This window comes from Leeuwenhoekiella polynyae (assembly GCF_004104075.1).
Lineage (GTDB): Bacteria > Bacteroidota > Bacteroidia > Flavobacteriales > Flavobacteriaceae > Leeuwenhoekiella > Leeuwenhoekiella polynyae.
In genome coordinates this window covers 1-17500 of sequence record NZ_QOVK01000036.1, presented here as the reverse complement: position 1 = coordinate 17500, position 17500 = coordinate 1, and the positions used below count along the sequence as shown (strand labels likewise).

17 protein-coding genes and 2 tRNA genes (1 of these 19 cut by a window edge) are annotated in these 17500 nt (G+C 36.8%); 11 read left to right on the top strand and 8 right to left on the bottom strand.

Translation table 11 applies throughout. From position 1 onward, the window contains the following. On the bottom strand, positions 1-462 hold the 5' end (the start) of the coding sequence (locus DSM02_RS20000) for a Gfo/Idh/MocA family protein (protein ID WP_128767243.1). 1017 nt of this gene lie to the left of the window's left edge; the window shows 462 of its 1479 coding nt (coding positions 1-462); the start codon lies at positions 460-462; the stop codon falls past the left edge of the window. Between the two features lie 10 nt (positions 463-472). Then, a complete protein-coding gene (locus DSM02_RS19995; RefSeq protein ID WP_240674118.1) occupies positions 473-1309 on the bottom strand; it encodes a 3-keto-disaccharide hydrolase in 837 nt (278 codons plus the stop codon). Between the two features lie 151 nt (positions 1310-1460). On the opposite strand from DSM02_RS19995, the gene trhA reads away from it, so the two are divergent. Further along, positions 1461-2096, top strand: a complete 636-nt coding sequence (trhA, locus tag DSM02_RS19990; RefSeq protein ID WP_128767242.1) for a PAQR family membrane homeostasis protein TrhA — start codon at positions 1461-1463, stop codon at positions 2094-2096. Here trhA and DSM02_RS19985 read toward each other — a convergent pair. Continuing rightward, the gene (locus tag DSM02_RS19985; protein ID WP_128767241.1) at positions 2093-2521 is read right to left on the bottom strand and encodes a DUF4268 domain-containing protein; all 429 of its coding nucleotides are present in this window, start codon (positions 2519-2521) and stop codon (positions 2093-2095) included. The two genes, trhA and DSM02_RS19985, sit on opposite strands and share 4 nt — an antisense overlap. 2 nt (positions 2522-2523) lie before the next feature. Further along, positions 2524-3192, bottom strand: coding sequence for a ZIP family metal transporter (locus tag DSM02_RS19980; protein ID WP_128767240.1), 669 nt, complete (start codon positions 3190-3192; stop codon positions 2524-2526). A 74-nt stretch (positions 3193-3266) separates the two neighbouring features. On the opposite strand from DSM02_RS19980, the gene DSM02_RS19975 reads away from it, so the two are divergent. Continuing rightward, the gene (locus tag DSM02_RS19975) at positions 3267-4430 is read left to right on the top strand and encodes a THUMP domain-containing class I SAM-dependent RNA methyltransferase (RefSeq protein WP_128767239.1); all 1164 of its coding nucleotides are present in this window, start codon (positions 3267-3269) and stop codon (positions 4428-4430) included. 60 nt (positions 4431-4490) lie between these two features. On the opposite strand, the gene DSM02_RS19970 is transcribed toward DSM02_RS19975, so the two are convergent. Further along, positions 4491-5240, bottom strand: a complete 750-nt coding sequence (locus tag DSM02_RS19970; RefSeq protein ID WP_128767238.1) for a C40 family peptidase — start codon at positions 5238-5240, stop codon at positions 4491-4493. Between the two features lie 76 nt (positions 5241-5316). After that, complete coding sequence (locus tag DSM02_RS19965; RefSeq protein ID WP_128767237.1) at positions 5317-6492, bottom strand: acetyl-CoA C-acyltransferase; 1176 nt, start codon at positions 6490-6492, stop codon at positions 5317-5319. Between the two features lie 297 nt (positions 6493-6789). On the opposite strand from DSM02_RS19965, the gene DSM02_RS19960 reads away from it, so the two are divergent. From DSM02_RS19960 to DSM02_RS19920, 9 genes are all read left to right on the top strand, one after another. Continuing rightward, complete coding sequence (locus tag DSM02_RS19960; protein ID WP_128767236.1) at positions 6790-8835, top strand: HD family phosphohydrolase; 2046 nt, start codon at positions 6790-6792, stop codon at positions 8833-8835. A 140-nt stretch (positions 8836-8975) separates the two neighbouring features. After that, a tRNA-Ser gene (locus DSM02_RS19955) sits at positions 8976-9059 on the top strand. Between the two features lie 22 nt (positions 9060-9081). Further along, positions 9082-9156: transfer RNA gene (locus DSM02_RS19950), tRNA-Pro, on the top strand. A 227-nt stretch (positions 9157-9383) separates the two neighbouring features. Beyond that, positions 9384-10637 (top strand): site-specific integrase, encoded by a 1254-nt coding sequence (locus DSM02_RS19945; protein ID WP_128767235.1) that lies wholly within the window; start codon positions 9384-9386, stop codon positions 10635-10637. 352 nt (positions 10638-10989) lie between these two features. Beyond that, positions 10990-11397 (top strand): hypothetical protein, encoded by a 408-nt coding sequence (locus DSM02_RS19940; protein ID WP_128767234.1) that lies wholly within the window; start codon positions 10990-10992, stop codon positions 11395-11397. A gap of 250 nt (positions 11398-11647) precedes the next feature. Then, a complete protein-coding gene (locus tag DSM02_RS19935; protein ID WP_128767233.1) occupies positions 11648-12484 on the top strand; it encodes a DUF932 domain-containing protein in 837 nt (278 codons plus the stop codon). Positions 12485-12913: 429 nt separating this feature from the next. After that, positions 12914-13681 (top strand): DUF6577 family protein, encoded by a 768-nt coding sequence (locus tag DSM02_RS19930; RefSeq protein ID WP_128767232.1) that lies wholly within the window; start codon positions 12914-12916, stop codon positions 13679-13681. Next, a complete protein-coding gene (locus DSM02_RS19925) occupies positions 13674-14783 on the top strand; it encodes a nucleotidyl transferase AbiEii/AbiGii toxin family protein (RefSeq protein ID WP_128767231.1) in 1110 nt (369 codons plus the stop codon). Before DSM02_RS19930 ends, DSM02_RS19925 begins: the two co-directional genes overlap by 8 nt. Positions 14784-14851: 68 nt before the next feature. Continuing rightward, positions 14852-16690, top strand: a complete 1839-nt coding sequence (locus DSM02_RS19920; RefSeq protein WP_128767230.1) for a P-loop NTPase fold protein — start codon at positions 14852-14854, stop codon at positions 16688-16690. Between the two features lie 4 nt (positions 16691-16694). Here the strand turns inward: DSM02_RS19920 and DSM02_RS19915 are convergent, their stop codons facing one another. Beyond that, positions 16695-16892 (bottom strand): hypothetical protein, encoded by a 198-nt coding sequence (locus DSM02_RS19915; RefSeq protein WP_128767229.1) that lies wholly within the window; start codon positions 16890-16892, stop codon positions 16695-16697. A 6-nt stretch (positions 16893-16898) separates the two neighbouring features. Further along, positions 16899-17063, bottom strand: a complete 165-nt coding sequence (locus tag DSM02_RS20460) for a hypothetical protein (protein WP_164918349.1) — start codon at positions 17061-17063, stop codon at positions 16899-16901. Positions 17064-17500: the final 437 nt, after the last annotated feature.

Below are 17500 nucleotides of genomic sequence, written 5' to 3'. Positions count from 1 at the left end.
CTCGCGAGACTCAGATACATAATGCGTTAAAGGCTTCTGGCAATATACAGGCTTTTGATTTTTCATCGCAAGTAGGGCAGCCGGAGCATGGCTGTGATCTGGAGTCGAAACAACCACAGCATCTATCTCGTCGCCCAGTTCTTTTAACATAGCTCTGTAATCAAAGAAAATACGTGCTTCCGGATGATTTTTATGAGCCGTAGCCAAATTAATCGCATCTACATCACATAGCGCAGTTACTTTAACCTGAGGATGTGAAGCCATTGCTTTTAAATCTTCAGCTCCCATACCTCCCACACCAATATGTGCGGTACGTATGATCTCACTTTTATCAGAAGAGGTGGATTTCTTTACATTCGGTAAATCTTCTGCAGCCAGAATAGTACCCGATGTCATCAAGCCTAAAGCACCGACACCGCTTTTTTTTAAGAAATCCCTTCTTTTATTATTTTGTTCAGCCATCCGTTTCGTTTTAAAGCTTTTTGATTTTGATATTTTTGAACCATATAGGACTAGAGTGGTCTTGTAGACCGATATACCCGGTTCTGTACTTACCGTAATCAGGCGCATTATCCCATTTACCCGATTGTTTTTTTTGCTGCCACTCTTCAGACCAGGGAACAAATGCCAGAATTTTTTCACCGTTAAGCCAATGTTCTACTTTCTCTGGAGTAAATATTATTTTAGTAGAATTCCATTCTCCTGCTGGGTTTAGATGTTTTTTAGATTGATCTGGGGTATGCATAGCATAATCGGCTCCCGTACTCTGCCAGTCTTGTAATTCTTCAGGGTGTTCAGCTTTGAATTGCGAATTATAGCTTGTTAAATCGTGGATATTAGCATAATTCTCATCATCTATCAATTGATATTCAGGAGCAACAACAGGAGGGCCGGAGTATCCTTCTTTAATATGGTAAAAAATTCCGCTGTTTCCACCTTCAGGAATTTTCCATTCGAGATCAAGTTCAAAATTATCAAATTCTTCAGCTCCGTAGATAATATCTTTTCCGCCTTTATAATTTTGCTCAAGTCCCAGTTCTGTGTCAAATGTAAGTATACTGTCTTTGATAGTCCAACCGGGAGGGAGCGAGTCTAGACCATAGCCCCGCCATCCTTCAAGACTTGTTCCATCAAAAAGATAAACCCATTCTTCTTCTAAAGGTTCGGCAGGAGAATCTTCAATGGGTTTTTGTTCTGTTGTGTTTTTACAGGCGATTGCGTTGAGTATAAAAACGCTTAAAATAAAAACTTTTAAGAATGGTACTAGTTTGCTATGGATCATAAGAATCGGGAATAAAAGGATTGTCAAATTCAAGGATTGATTTAAAAATAGTAAAATCCTGAATAAGAAACATAAGGCTTTTGAAAGTTTCTCGTATTATAGCCTACTATGTATTTGAATTGTACACTTGAGTAAGGGTTAACTCATAAAAGCTTTTATTGAAGTAACTTGTTTGTATATGGAACACTTAAACCTAAATTGGAAAGAAGAGGAATTTTGGAATGCCTTATCCCATGCTATTGGGGTATTTTTAGGGATTGCAGGTATTTATTTTCTGTTAACTGAAGCTAACTATAAGTCTGATTTCAGCACTTTAAGTATTTTGTTTTACGGGTTTTCTATTCTCATACTTTATACTGCTTCTACCGTTTATCATCTGGTTGCTCACGTATCGTGGAAAAAGATTTTTAGAAAAATAGATCATATAAGTATTTACTTTCTAATTGCCGGAACGTATACACCTGTAGCGCTTATTTCATTAGAATCGGGAAATGGTTGGATCATTTTCTGGACGGTTTGGGGTATTGCTGCTGTAGGAACAATCTTAAAACTATTTTTTACAGGTAGATTTGAGATTTTATCACTGCTACTTTATCTCGTTATGGGATGGTTCATAGTTTTAGATTGGGACAATCTGGTTGCAGTGTCTTCAGAACAAGGAATAAATTTATTGATGCTTGGAGGTGGTTTTTATACCGTAGGAATTTTATTTTATGCAATACACAAAATTCCGTTTAATCATTTTATCTGGCATTTATTTGTATTAGCAGGAAGCATCTGTCATTTTTTATTTATTTTGGTCGATGTTATTTAAGCTGTAATAAAATCTTGATATTCGTACCAGAATAATTCAAATTTTGGCATTTCGGTATAGAAGAACTCAAACACCTCAGGCCAATGAGTTTTGTTATGAATGTTGACTCCGTTTTTCTCAACATAAATTCTTGAGATGATTTTACCACTACTGCGCAAATACTCTTGATCTAAGATGATTTCCTCTGAAATTTCAGCCTTTAATAGATTTTTTAAACTTTCAAATTTTTCATAGTAGTACGTTCTGAAAATATCATCGTGCGTTTCGATATCAAAAGAGACTATGGCTTTTTTAGTGTCAAAGCTAAACTTTAGGTTGATTTCCTTGATTTTTGTGTCGTATAGTAACCACTTTCGTGGATGTCTTTTTCCGAAGAAAATCCAGAATTGCTCGCGTATTTGTTTTGACTCTTCCCTGCTAAACATAATTAGAGGATATAAGCGAGACCAATACCTAAGAGGATTGCACCAAATTTTGTTGCATTGAACTGGTGGTTCTTAGAAGATTCAAATAAAATTGTTGTGGAAACGTGTAGGAGTACGCCTACAACTAAAGCATTGATGTTATTTTTGATGCTCTCAGACCATAAATGTAATATGCCTAAATAACTTCCTAGTGGGGTCATCAAAGCAAAGAAAACCAGAAAAATAAGAATTTTAGCTTTACTGATATTTGATACTAGCAAAAAGGAACTTATTATAATTGCGATGGGTATTTTATGAATTACAATCCCATAAACTAAATCCTGATTTTGCGATAACGGGAATCCCTCAAACATAGAATGTACAGCAAGGCTAATGAAAAGTAACCAAGGAATAGATTTGGTTTTGGAGTCAAGGTGTAAATGACCGTGTTCTGCTCCTCTCGATAAAAATTCTAGTAAGATCTGCAGAAGTAAACCACCCATTATATATAAACCAATTTGTTTAGAGTCCGATGCATAAAGCCCGGGTAAAAATTCAAAAATGGTGATAGATAATAAGAATGCACCACTAAAGGATAGCAGTAATTTTACCGTATTATTTAGAGTAGGTTTAAAGATTAACGCTATTAAAAAGCCTAAAGTGACAGCAGCAATAGGTAAAATAAAGATCATATAAATTCAGCTAGGAATGGTTAGTCGTAGCAAGCCGACAAAATTAACCTATTTTTGCAATCTAAATTTTTGCAATGGAAGAGAACTTTAAAATGCTCGCAAAAACCTTATTTGGTTTTGAAGAATTATTAGCTCGTGAGTTGCGCGAGCTGGGAGCAGGAGATATAGAGATAGGTACGCGTAGTGTTGGTTTTAGTGGTGATACAGGCTTTATGTACAAGGCTAATTTGTGTTGCCGTACCGCAATTAAAATCCTTAAGCCATTAAAGTCTTTTGTTGTTAAGGATGAGAATGCATTGTATGCTGCGGTAAAGAGTATTGACTGGAGCAAATATATGCGTGTTAATGACACCTTTGCTATAAATGCCACTATTAGCGGGGAGCAATTTACTCACTCATTGTTTGTGGCTCAAAAGGCAAAAGATGCTGTTGTAGATCAGTTTAGAGAAAACACAGGGGAGCGCCCCAGTGTAGATCTAAAATTTCCAAGTTTGAGTATAGATGTTCATATCAGAGAGAATAGATGTACAATTTCATTAGATAGTAGTGGGGTTTCTCTGCATCAGCGCGGTTATCGCTTGGCTACAAATATTGCACCTATAAATGAAGTTCTCGCAGCGGGCTGTCTAATGCTTGCCGGTTGGAAGGGGCACAGTGATTTTTTGGATCCTATGTGTGGTAGTGGAACTATGCTTATAGAAGCAGCAATGATTGCGTGTAATATTCCACCTAATTTAAACCGAAGACAATTTGGCTTTGAAAACTGGCATGATTGGGACCCTGATTTGTTTGATACTATTGAAGCGGCTGCGCTAAAGAAGATTCGAGAATTTCACTTTACTATAAGTGGGTATGATAAGGCACCATCTGCTGTTGAAAAAGCCAAAGAGAATATTAAAAATGCTGAATTAGATGAGTTTATAACGGTTAAGCAGGCTGATTTTTTCACTTCGGAAAAAGAACGCGAACGTCATTTGCATATGGTTTTTAATCCCCCTTACGGAGAGCGATTAGAAATAGATATGGAACCGTTTTATAAAAATATAGGAGATACGCTGAAACAAAATTATAAAGATACAGAAGCTTGGTTTATTACCTCAAACCTAGAATCTCTTAAACATGTAGGTCTGCGAACTTCCAGAAAAATTAAATTATATAATGGATCTTTAGAATCACGTTTAGTGAAATATGATATCTATGCTGGTTCTAAAAAAGCTAAATATCAAAAAGAGGATTAAGATTTGTAAAATCTTTAAAACAAAAACGGTGATACTTTAAAGTATCACCGTTTTTGTTTTCTATAGAATACGTTTGATAACACGCAATTTATGAGTATGTGTTCTTCGGTCTACGTTATAAATACCAGTGTGATCAATGCGATCTATGCGAACCTCCCCGTGACAGTGAATGATATAATTATCATGAAGCATAATACCGACATGTACAATACGTCCTTCGTCATTATCAAAAAATGCTAGATCACCCGGCTCACTTTCTTCAATAAAACTTAAGGCTTCACCTTGAGCTGATTGCTGTGATGCATCACGAAAAAGTGCGTGGCCATTAAGCCGATAAACCATCTGGGTAAAACCGCTGCAATCCAGACCAAAAGGAGTTCTTCCTCCCCATAAATAGGGGCTTTTTAAATACAAAAGCGCTGTATTTATAAAGGCAGATTTTTCCTTTTTATCCGAAATAAAATTTCCGTCATAGTGATCTCCGGTAAGATCAAGATTTGCTAATTGAGCACCAAGCGGTAAACTTAATACGTGAGCATCAGACGATGTTGCCATCTGAAGTAAATCACTCGCAAGAAGTGGCATACGTTCTTCAGCAGTAGAATAGTTTTCTTCAGTAATTTCTTTATACTGCTTGTTATCTATCCAGCCCTCATATTTGTCATGAGCAAGACGAATACGACTCCATTTTTTACGAATTTCAAGCACCTTAAAATGTTCACCATAAAGTACTTGATTAACCATCTCTGCTGCATCAGCAGGTTCTAAACGTATCGGTACAATACTTAATGGGCAAATGCCGTAGTTCATCAGGCGGTTTTGAAATTTTGGTAAAAGTAATTCAAATGATTTTTACTCACAAAGCGAGATACAAATGCTCGTGAATTTATCTTGAAATTACCATTGCAGATGCGCCGCCGCCGCCATTACAAATTGCTGCAGCACCTAATTTTGCATGTTGTTGTTTAAGTACATTTATTAAGGTGATTAAAATACGCACACCACTGCAACCTAAGGGATGACCTAAAGAAACAGCTCCTCCATTTACGTTTACATTTTTAGAAGAAAGGCCTAGAATTTTCATATTAGCAAGACCTACAACAGAGAATGCTTCATTAAATTCAAAGAAGTCAATCTCATCTTGAGAAACACCAGCTTTTGCCAGAGCTTTCGGTAAAGCTTTAGAAGGAGCTGTAGTAAACCATTCAGGTTCTGTAGCAGCATCGGCATAACTTTTTATAGTACACAGAATTTCTAAACCTAATTCTTCCGCTTTTTCTTTAGTCATTAAAATAACAGCTCCAGCACCATCATTGATCGTAGAAGCATTGGCAGCAGTCACTGTACCATCTTTAGAAAATGCAGGGCGTAAACTTGAAATTTTATCTATGCGCACATTCTTGAACTCTTCATCTTCTTTAATTACAAGAGGCTCTCCTCGTCGCTGTGGCACTTCAACCGGGATTACTTCATCATTAAATTTACCAGCTTCCCAGGCAGCAGCAGAACGCTTGTAACTTTCTATAGCGAACGCGTCTTGATCTTCACGTGAAAATTCATACTCCTTCGCGCAAAGATCTGCACAAACTCCCATTGCATTTCCGTCATAAGCATCAACGAGTCCATCTTTTTGCATGCCGTCAATAAGTGTTGCAGGACCAAATTTTTGTCCGTTGCGCATATGTACATAATGCGGAATTTGACTCATACTTTCCATCCCACCTGCAATTACAATTTCGTTATCACCTAATGCGATAGATTGTGCAGCAAACATCACCGCTTTCATCCCAGAAGCGCAAACTTTATTTACCGTAGTACAAGGCACCGAATTGGGTATACCTGCACCTAAAGCCGCCTGTCTCGCAGGAGCCTGACCAACACCGGCCTGTACTACATTACCCATAAAAACTTCATTGACAAGGTTAGGGTCGAGGTTGATTTTCTTTAAAGCTCCTTTTATAGCTGTTGTTCCCAGCGTAACAGCAGTTAAGGATGACAGACATCCTAAAAAGCTTCCTATTGGCGTTCTAACAGCCGAGACAATGACAATTTCTTTTTGCATAATGTAATTTTTTGTGTGATACAAACTTAAGCAAATACTAACGAAAACGTTATATTTTAGCCTATGCTTAACAGCGTAAACGTCCCGTTTAATTTTAGTACTTTTACTAGATAATCGAGATTTAAATGCTTCGGAGCAAACCTCGAAGTCAAAGGTTTTATCATTGTTAAGACCTCATGATTTTATCATAAGGTTATTTACTTTTACCAGAATACCTTCAATATTCTGTTGCTCAGGTTTTAAAACGCTTGGAAACAGTTTTTTTGAATTGTATTAATACTGTTTCACAGCTTTTTTATGAGTACTATTTTAAACCGATTCTATAAAAATCAAGGTTCTATATATAAGGTTTTGCTTTGTATTGTAAGCACAATTCTTATCGTATATCTTTTTCCGAAGAGCGGAAAATTTCAGTTTGATTTTCAGCAGAATAAACCCTGGCAGTATGATAATTTATATGCTCCGGTAGATTTTGCTATTTTAAAAAGTCAGGATCAGCTAGATCAGGAAAAGGCAGAAGTGGAGAACAATATTATTCCCTATTTTATATACGATCATGATATTGCTAATGAAGCTAAAGCTGCTTATGAAAATCAGTTTGCCTCAGTTTTTACCGATTCAATTTTTAGAGACAGACAGCGTGAACTGAAAGCTTTTGGTTTAAAAATTATAGATGAAATCTACAAGTACGGTGTCGTTAATGATTTAACAGCTTTTCAAGAAGGCCGAAAAATTTATTTACGGCGCGGAAATGAAATAGAGGAAACTTCAATTGAAAATCTAAACACTACGGATGAAATCACAGCACTCATCAATAGAAAGTTGGTTAATGGTCCCTATGTACAAGCTGTTAACCGGTTTAAAGAATTGTTTTTTGATGTTGTGCAGCCAAACGTCACCTATGATGAAAAACTCACCAATAAAGAGCTTAATGCTGAAATGAGCAAAATAGCTCCTACTAAAGGTGTAGTGAATAAAGGAAGTCGTATTGTCGCCAAAGGCGAGATCGTAGAGCAAAGTACGTATCAAATTCTAAAATCACTTCAAGCAGAATATGAATCTCAAACATGGACAGCCAGTAAATACAATTGGGTAGTTTTTGGCTATGTGCTTTTGGTTTCGGTAGCACTAACCATGCTATTACTGTTTATAAAAACTTACCGAGAGTTAGTTTTTGAAAATAATACCAAAGTCACTTTTATCTTCTTTAATATCATCTTGATGGTATTGTTTACAACGCTAATTGTAAAGTATGATGCAAATTATGTTTATGTAGTTCCTTTATGTATTCTGCCGTTAGTGATCAAAGCGTTTTTTGATTCCCGGTTGGGCCTTTTTACCCATGTGATAACGATTTTACTTTTAGGCTTTATCGTGCCTAATACTTCAGAGTATATGTTCCTGCAGGTTATAGCGGGTATTGTAACGATACTAACCATTTCTGAGCTCTATAAGCGTGCTAACTTGTTTATTTCGGTGGGTCAGATTACGTTCATTTATATCATCGGCTATTTTGCTTTTCATATAATTCATGAAGGCACGGTAGAAAATCTGGAGTGGGAAACCTTCAGTACGTTTATCATCACCGGACTTGCAACACTTTTTGTACAACCTTTGATTTATGCTTACGAAAAGATTTTTGGTTTGGTGAGTGATCTTTCTTTATTAGAACTTACAGATACCAATTCAAAGCTTTTAAAAGATCTGGCAAATAAAGCCCCAGGAACGTTTCATCATAGTTTAAACGTAGCTAACCTCGCAGAAGCTGCAGCAAATGAAATAGGAGCTAATTCTATGCTTGTACGAGTAGGGGCTTTGTACCATGATATCGGCAAAATGGTTAATCCTACAGATTTCACCGAAAATCAATCAACAGGGATTAATACACACGAAGACCTTTCTCCTCGAGAGAGTGCACGTATCATAATTGATCATGTTATCAATGGTATTGAAATCGCACGGAAAAATAACCTTCCGGATCGCGTTATAGACTTTATAAGAACGCATCATGGTACCAGCACTGTTTATTATTTTTATAAGAAAGCTCAGGAACAGGATGAAGATGTGAATATTGAAGATTTTAGCTATCCCGGACCCTTGCCTTTTAGCAAAGAAACAGCCATTTTAATGATGGCTGATAGTGTGGAAGCTGCCAGCAAGAGTTTGAAGAATCCAACGTCTGTATTGATAGATTCTTTTGTTGAAAAGATCATCAATAAACAAATGGACGAAAATCAGTTTCTGAATGCGACTATTACTTTTAAGGAAATACAGGTTATCAAAAAAGTATTGAAGTCAAAACTCAATAATATCTATCATTTGCGAATTGAATATCCTGAATAAAGTTTTTGTGATTTTCTTGTTTTCAGATAGTTAAAAAAAGATTGAAAAAAAGTTACAGAAATTCATAAAAAACCTTTGGCTGATCCAAAACTTAGATATATATTTGCACCCGCGTTTCGAGAGATACGCAGCGTTCTTTAGGAGAGGTGCCAGAGTGGTAATGGAGCAGATTGCTAATCTGTCGACGGGTAACCGTCGCCAGGGTTCGAATCCCTGTCTCTCCGCTACTGAATTTAAATACACCATCGGGGTGTAGCGTAGCCCGGTCATCGCGCCTGCTTTGGGAGCAGGAGGTCGCAGGTTCGAATCCTGCCACCCCGACAATTACGGTGTCAATAGACACCAAAATATAGCTAATCTTATGAAAATCAAGGATTTTCATTTTTCTTAAAATCATAAGATTGGCTTTAATATCAATTCAAAGGTTACCTATTCGGTTACCTGATTTATTACCGGAATTTTCACTACATTGGTAATTCAATAGACTTGACTTTCGCAGCGATTTGACTTTCGTAAACAAATCGATTATTCACTTAAAGCGAGAGTTTATGCAGACTTCCAAGACTTTTACCATTCATTTTTGGCTGAGTATGGCCAAAGCAAAAGATGATTTTGCACCTATTTATGCCCGTATCACGGTCGATGGAAAACGTGCCGAGATCAGTTTAAAACGATCCACATCGGTTACCTATTGGGATACCCGTTCCAAAAGGTCAACACTAAGGACTTCCGACGGCAAGGCACTCAATGTTTACCTTGACCAAGTGTATTCCGATTTGTTGGCTTGCCACAAACAGCTTCTGGGCGAATCCAAATATGTTACCGCCCAGGCCATCAAGGCCCGGTATCTCGGAGAAGATGAACAGCACAAAACGCTGCTTCAACTGGTTTCCTACCATAATAAGAATATGGTTTCGGTACTCAAGCCCGGCACCTTGAAAAATTACTTCACTACGGAACGCTATATCAAACGGTATTTGAAGCACAAACTAAAGACCAACGATGTTTTCCTTAAACAATTATCCTATAAATTCATCATTGACTTTGAACAGTTCCTTCGTAATGGAAAATCCATAAACCGCTCCCAGCCCCTAAAGAACAATGGGGTTATGAAACATTTGGAACGCTTGAAAAAGATGATGAACCTTGCCCTTCGGTTGGAGTGGATCGAAAAAGACCCCTTTGTGAGGTTCTCGCTAAAGTTCACAAAACACCAGCGAGCATTTCTGTCCCAATCGGAACTTGAAGTTCTGGAATCCAGTCAGCTTTCAAAAGGGATGCACCAAAAAACAAGGGACGTTTTTGTTTTTGCCTGTTATACGGGTCTGTCCTATATCGACGTGAAGTTGCTTTGCGACGACCATATTGTACGCGGCATCGATGGGGATTACTGGATATTCACAAAAAGGGAAAAGAACGATGAAGCGGTAAAAATACCGCTTTTGGATAAAGCCCTTGACATCCTGAAAAAGTATGACCAGGGAACTGAAAACAAAAGCGAAAAATTGCTGCCGGTATTTTCTAATCAAAAAATCAATAAATATTTGAAGGAAGTAGCTGCTATCCTAAAAATCAATAAGAAGCTTACGTTCCACGCGGCAAGGCACACGTTTGCTACTACGGTTACGCTTTCCAATGGCGTGCCCATTGAGACCGTTTCAAAATTACTCGGTCATACAAAGCTTTCCACAACGCAAATCTACGCCAGGGTCATCGAACAAAAAGTGTCATCTGATATGCGTTCGTTGCGTAGTAAATTAAACACCACGGACAAGGCCGAAACAAGGGTGCACTATCAATAATTTGATTTGGAAAACACCTTTTAGGTTCTAATCCAGTCGGCACTCTTTTTTTTTCGTCTAATAATCCCTTGCAGATTTAGGTTTTGTATTGAGCCATAAATTTCTGCGTTAAGTCATTTTTTGTTTCGGTCAGCTGAGGCAACCAAAACCAAACCGGGGGCAAATGTAGCCACCTTCCACCGCTTGGTCAAGGTCAAGCCCTTCGGGATGCCGAACATTTTTCTGCGAAAAATAACCGCTCATACCTTGCCCCTTCCTCCCTGTGGCTGTTAATGCCCTGTTTTGGTATTGCTCGTTGCCTTACAAGCTGCCAAAACGATTTAAAATAATGTTTAACTTAAAAATTTTAATTATGGCAACAACAGTAAAACAAAACGGAACTGCAAAAAAGGAAAATGCATCCGTTAAAAAGGAAGTACAGAAAAAGCTGACCGATGAAGCCATTGGAAAAGCTGCTTCAACAGAAAAAGCGGTAGCATCGAAAAAAGCTACCATCAGTTTGGATGACCGGATCCAAAATTTTGAAAAACTGAGAGGATTGGCCACCCAACGGGAACGGTTGAACCAGACCTTGAGCGAGTTGACAAAGTTCAACTATAACCAAGGGGATTCAGCTTCATTTTACATCCGGGATTCCCACAATTTGGAATTTAAAACGACCAATACGAACCTTATCAAATTGGTTACAACTCACTTACAGTCCACTTTGGAGGAACGAAAATCCGAAATTGAGGAACAGATTGTAAAATTTGAACTCTAAGGTAACTTCAAATCCTTAAAACAGGAAGCCTACTCCCCAAGAGTAGGTTTTCTTTTTTCCTTAAAAAGGGAGGTATAGTATTCAATCAATATATGCGCAAAGGTAAACTCGTAAAATACTCCCATCAAAAGCTTACGGCATAAAGCCGCTCCCGCACTCGCTATTTATATTCCGTTTCCTTTTGAGCTGAGATTTTATCTTCCGTTTGGTTCTAGCTTAAATATTAATTGTTTAACTAAAATCAAATGTTATGTATTTATCAAATTTACAGCAGGATGAAATCTTCGTTCCATCAGAAATGAAATCCTTGAAAAGCCTGACCCAGATGGAATCCCGAAGGGGACTTGAAAATGCCATAATTTCGAATGGCAAAATTGTCAACGTGGTATCGAACAGCTACGGCCACGTACCGAACGAACTTTTCTTCAAAAAGGCCGAAGAAATGTTGACCGATGCCAGACTGAATTATCAGAAGCGGACAATCAACAGGAATGATAGGTCTTTCATTACCGACTTTATCATTGATGATAACAACCAATTTTCGGTAAAGAATGAAAAAGACCTGATACTGCCGATGCTGCGGTTTAAGAATTCCTATGATGGTAGCGAGAAAACTTCTGGACATTTTGGCTTTTATAGGGAAGTATGCTCCAATGGCCTACACGTTTCACAAGCGGAAATTGAGTTTTCCATCAAGCATAGTAAGAACAATACCGACCTGATAATGCCAAGGTTGAACAATCTGTTCGATAAGTTCTTGGACAATGAATTTTACACCATTACCAAGAAGTTCGACAGAATGAGGGAATTTGAAATCATCGACACCAAGGAATTTGTAAAAGAAATTCTGGAAAGCACGAAATTGTTCCGGTACGAATGTAGCGATAAGAACAATGATCCTTCAAAGAAATCCCGGGAAATACTTGAAATTCTGGATAACGAAGCGTTGTTACTTGATGAAAAACCTAATTTGTGGATAGGCTATAATGCTTTCAATCAAATGCTTCACAATACATTGAAAAAAAGCTTTTCACAACAGGAACGCTTGGACAAAAAACTGTTCGATGTCGTTTATGAAATGGCTTAATGTCATAATAGGTTTATCCAGTACCTTAAACTGGATTTTTTTTATTCTGAGCAAAAGAATTTATTTGGAAAGTTAGCTTTGCAATCCCACTCAGCCCATTCCCCTACATTCCGCAGAAAAAGCTCCATTCCGCGAAAAGCGCTTCATTTCAAAGGTCTTGGACACAACTCTAAAGCTTCCGATTTCCATTCCACTTGTCCGCCTATTCCCGAGAAAGGTCGGGAAGCGGCCAAACTCCATTCCCATCTACAGCTTTGAAGTCAAGTCCGCTTTAAATACCATTTCATACGATAATTTTAGTTGGTATTTAAAAAAACGACAAAACCAACCATTTCAAATATTTACCACTTTATCTGCATAGTGGCAATAATTAGTTTTCAAATATTTACCACTTTTTTGTATATTTGGCAAAGTTTAGATACATAGGTTATGCCAAAAGTTATAGAAAATAAGATTATAGAGGTATTTAAGGAGCGAAAATCCTTCGATAGGGACGAGCTATTTCACTTCTATTTGGAATCTGAACCAGACTTGAAAGAAAGTACTTTTAGTTGGCGGATTTATGACCTTAAAAAAAAAGATATTATTAAAACTATTGGACGTGGATTATATGTAATATCCTACAAACCCAAGTATAAACCAGTACTATCTGATAGCGTATTTAAAATAGCTCGCAAAACAAATGAACGTTATGAGGATATTAAATATGCTGTATGGGAAACCGAATGGCTAAACGAGTTTTCTCAGCACCAGACATCCAATGAAATGATTGTAGTCGAAGTAGAAAAGGAATTTGCCGATTCACTTTATTATTACCTCAATGATACTATGCGAATGGATTTTTTTCTTAACCCCGATGAAAAGGAAATCCAGTTTTATATTTCTGAAAGTAACGTGCCAGTTGTCATCAAAAACCTCGTTACACGAGCCCCAATTATTAAATTTGAAAATAAAAAAGCAGTTGTGTCTATTGCAACACTTGAAAAAATAATGGTGGATCTGTTTGCAGATGAAGATTTGTTTCATTTTTATCAAGGTTCTGAAATGATAAACATTTATGAAAAGATAATAGACCGCTACAGTATTAATTTCACAAAACTGTTCAGCTATGCCAAACGGCGTAGGAAAGAACAGGAAATCAAACAATTTATAAGTAACCATATTCCAAATTTTCTAGAGGACATCCAATATGATTGATAATAAAAGTTTCACGAAAGAATGGCTGGACAGCTTCCGTGCAAAAAAAGAACACAAGGCTATTAACGCAACTATTCTCGAAAAGATGGTGCACGCATTATTTTTATTGGAACATTTGAAGGAAGCTGGACTAGACTTTGTTTTTAAAGGGGGAACGTCGCTAGTACTATTGCTCAAAGAAGGAAATCGATTTTCAATCGATATCGATATAATTTCAAGTGTAACCCGTGAACCTTTAGAAAAAATTCTTGATGCGGTAGTTTCCAATTCCCATTTCAAAAAACACGTATTGAATGAACGTCGAAGCTACAAGGAAGGTGTACCCAAGGCACATTATACTTTTGAATTTAATTCGGTGTATAACCCGAACGTTCCAGGAACAATTCTGTTGGACATTCTTTTTGATAGTCCGCACTACCCTGAGCTAATCGAGTCTTCCATAAATACACCGTGGCTATCGTATGACGGAACTGCAACAACAATTACAACACCTTCTATAAATGCCATTTGTGGCGACAAGCTAACTGCTTTTGCACCGGAAACCATCGGTATACCTTATTACAAAAAAGACCAGCTCTTTGCAATGGAAATTTGCAAGCAAATGTTCGATTTAGGAAAACTATTTGAAAACATTACAGATATGGAAATGGTAAAGAAAAGTTTTTCGGCTTTTGCGAAAGCCGAATTATCCTATCGAAGTTTAGATAAAGATTTTAGCAGCAGGAAACTTACAGAAGCAGACGTACTTTGGGATTCCATAAACACTTGCACCATTATTGCTAGAAGGGAACGCAACCCAACTGCCGAATCAAAAAAGAAATTTACAGATTTGAATTTGGGTATTCGCAGTTTTGGTGGTGCATTTTTAATGACCGGAAATTTCAGAATTGAAGATGCATTAGCAGCTTCGGCCAGAGTAGCTTATTTGAATGCCATCCTTTTACAACCAGAAGTGTCTGAAATTGAATATTATGAGGGTCAAGATTTAAGCAAACTTACTATTGACAAAACAGATTGGGCATACTTGAATAAATTGAAACGCCAACCAGATAAAAGCATTTTTTATTATTGGTGTAAGGCTGTGGAATTGTTACCAGTTTAAAAAAGAGGAGAATGCTTAAAACCAAGAATAATTTGAGATCAGTATTAAACAGTTAAACACGCCACAATATGCAGACTGCACATATTGAAGAGATTTTTAAAGAATATTTAAAGAAAGAGGCAACACAATACGCTTTACTAATTAATGGTACTTGGGGAAGTGGCAAGACCTTTTTTTGGAAAAAAACGCTGCACGCAATAGTCAAAAAACAAGAGCTAAAGCCATTATATATTTCGTTGAATGGTTTGAAAACCGTAGAGCAGTTGCAACAGCAATTGATGATTAAATTAATTCCTTTTTTTGGAAAACCTGAAAATAAAGCTTTAAAAAATATAGCAAGACTAACTGGTAACATAGGAAATACCGTAATCAAGTTTTTCAAGGTTGATTTCAGTAATATTTTGAGTGGTGTTACTTTAGATGGCTTAAAGTTTAATGATAAAGTTCTTTGTTTTGATGACCTTGAAAGATGCCAAATACCTATAAAAGAATTATTCGGCTTTATAAATGACTTCGTAGAGCACAAAAACTTGAAATGTTTAATCTTGGCTGATGCAATTAAAATTGATGACAATGCTCAGTATTTAAAGATTAAAGAAAAAGTTATAGGCAGAGAACTGAATTATGAACCTGAACTGGAAAAAGTCCTTCCGACTCTCTATAAAACATATACTTCCGAAGATGCGTATTTTACATTTTTAAAGCAAAATAAAGACTATATCTACGGGATATTTTATGAATACGAAGAATATAATTTGAGAATTATATCGTTCTTTTTAGAGAGTCTTTTTAAAATTCACAGAAGCCTGAAAGATGTAGCTACGGAATTTCAAGAAGAGGTTATTCTGTTTACAGCTCTTATTTCAATTGAGTTCAAGAGAGGTCATTTAAAATCTGATGAGAGTAATGATTTTAATGGGCTGGAAAATACATCTTATTTTTGGTATCAAAATAGAGGTAAAAGTGTTCCAATGAATAGCTTCTTTCCAGAAGATAAAAAAGAACCAGAGATAGAGCCGACCTATGCTGAAAAATTCTATTTGAGGTATGTGGAAAGTAGAATCAATGAGTTTCAATTTTACGGAAGCATTTATACTTATATCCTTTCAGGGTATCTTGATGTTAAAAATTTAATAGATGAACTGGAAAAAAGAAAGCCCGAAGAACATCCCAAAGAGGTATTGGAATTTATGAGGCTCGTTACTTATAATTTTAGGTCTATTGATGGAAATGAATTTGAAAAATTAGTGGCAAACGTATTACGGAATGCTGAAAATGGTCTTTATTCTATATATGATTATGATAGGCTCTCAAATTTTTATCACTTTTTTTCACAGAATGGCTTAGTAGCAAAAACATCACAAGAAATCGACGATATACTTTTAAAAGGCTTGGATTTAGCTTCAAAGCGTAAGGAAATCAACGATAGGATTTTTGAAAATTTAGCGCATTTTGCTGTAAGCATACCTGAAATGCAACCAATACGGGACAAAATTATTGCTGTGCATAAAGTTATTAAAGAGGAATCCGAAGCTTCAGAAAGCAATATATTGATGGAATTACTCGAAAATGAAAATATTGAAGATTTAAACCAACTCTTTGAGTCAAAGAAATATTCTAAAGATTTTTTAAAGTATATAAATGGGGATCAACTTTTTATCGTTTTAAATTCTGTTAGTAATGACACTTTAGTACACTTTACTAAAGCAATGCAAGAACGCTATAAGAGTTCAAGTTTAAAACATATGTTTCCTGATGATTTTGACAGTTTGAATGATTTAAAGCTATCAATCAATAATTTAGTTCTTCACGACGAAAAACTTGATAAATTGAGAATATTTAATTGGAAAGAATTATTAGAAATCCTTGATAGAACCTGTGAAATATTAACATCCGAAGCTGAATAGAATTTTATAATTCCATCTTATTTAACAAGAGAATTGCATTTCCATTATCCCACTCAGCCCATTCCCCTACATTCCGCGAAAAAGCTTCATTTCGGGAAAAGCGCTTCATTACAAAGGTCTTGGACACAACTCCAAAGCTTCCGATTCCCATTCCACTTGCCCGCCCATTCCCGAGAAAAATCAGGAAGCAGTCAAACTCCATTCCCGGCTATAGCTTTGAAGTCAAGTCCGCTTTAAATCCTACTTCAAGAGGATTATCCTTTTCCATAACCCGGTCAGCACATTGCCGCTCCATTCCGCGTCCGCCTGCCGAAGGGGCAGGAATCGCTCCATTCCGGGCAAAGAGCTTTCCTACATAGGTCTTGAACACCATCCCCGATTGCTACTTTCCATTCCGTTTGCCCTTCCCGCGCTGCCGGGAAGCGCACTCCATTCCAATACGAAATCGTGAACGGAGTCCGCTTTTCATCGGAATTCCATTTAATTATTTAGTCCCGCCTCCTATGTTTTTATACTTCACAAAAGGCATTTAGACCTACTCCCGAGCCACCGCTGTCCCAATCGTTTTTTTGTAAGCAAAATACCAACATTTGGAAGTTAAACGGAGTGCATAACCGGTCGTACCTCCCTTTTATAACTCCTTATTAATTCCAAATATTAGCAACTATATCAGCAACAAAAAAAGGTAACAGCGGACGGCCTTTAGATTTGTCATATAGTATTTATCTATAATGGTGATTGTGTTGAAAAGAGGGGGTCTGGGGGAGACTCATAACTTTCAATTTTGTTAATAAATACAAGTTTGGTAGG

What these genes read in the sequence shown, in the direction of transcription:
- DSM02_RS19985 (WP_128767241.1), bottom strand. Translation starts at nt 2,521, where the DNA reads ATGTTTAGCAGGGAAGAGTCAAAACAAATACGCGAGCAATTCTGGATT.
- DSM02_RS19930 (WP_128767232.1), top strand. Translation starts at nt 12,914, where the DNA reads ATGCCAAAAGTTATAGAAAATAAGATTATAGAGGTATTTAAGGAGCGA.
- DSM02_RS19925 (WP_128767231.1), top strand. Translation starts at nt 13,674, where the DNA reads ATGATTGATAATAAAAGTTTCACGAAAGAATGGCTGGACAGCTTCCGT.
- trhA (WP_128767242.1), top strand. Translation starts at nt 1,461, where the DNA reads ATGGAACACTTAAACCTAAATTGGAAAGAAGAGGAATTTTGGAATGCC.
- DSM02_RS19975 (WP_128767239.1), top strand. Translation starts at nt 3,267, where the DNA reads ATGGAAGAGAACTTTAAAATGCTCGCAAAAACCTTATTTGGTTTTGAA.
- DSM02_RS19960 (WP_128767236.1), top strand. Translation starts at nt 6,790, where the DNA reads ATGAGTACTATTTTAAACCGATTCTATAAAAATCAAGGTTCTATATAT.
- DSM02_RS19965 (WP_128767237.1), bottom strand. Translation starts at nt 6,492, where the DNA reads ATGCAAAAAGAAATTGTCATTGTCTCGGCTGTTAGAACGCCAATAGGA.
- DSM02_RS19970 (WP_128767238.1), bottom strand. Translation starts at nt 5,240, where the DNA reads ATGAACTACGGCATTTGCCCATTAAGTATTGTACCGATACGTTTAGAA.
- DSM02_RS19980 (WP_128767240.1), bottom strand. Translation starts at nt 3,192, where the DNA reads ATGATCTTTATTTTACCTATTGCTGCTGTCACTTTAGGCTTTTTAATA.
- DSM02_RS20460 (WP_164918349.1), bottom strand. Translation starts at nt 17,063, where the DNA reads ATGGTGTTCAAGACCTATGTAGGAAAGCTCTTTGCCCGGAATGGAGCG.
- DSM02_RS19915 (WP_128767229.1), bottom strand. Translation starts at nt 16,892, where the DNA reads ATGGAGTTTGACTGCTTCCTGATTTTTCTCGGGAATGGGCGGGCAAGT.
- DSM02_RS19940 (WP_128767234.1), top strand. Translation starts at nt 10,990, where the DNA reads ATGGCAACAACAGTAAAACAAAACGGAACTGCAAAAAAGGAAAATGCA.
- DSM02_RS19920 (WP_128767230.1), top strand. Translation starts at nt 14,852, where the DNA reads ATGCAGACTGCACATATTGAAGAGATTTTTAAAGAATATTTAAAGAAA.
- DSM02_RS19935 (WP_128767233.1), top strand. Translation starts at nt 11,648, where the DNA reads ATGTATTTATCAAATTTACAGCAGGATGAAATCTTCGTTCCATCAGAA.
- DSM02_RS19945 (WP_128767235.1), top strand. Translation starts at nt 9,384, where the DNA reads ATGCAGACTTCCAAGACTTTTACCATTCATTTTTGGCTGAGTATGGCC.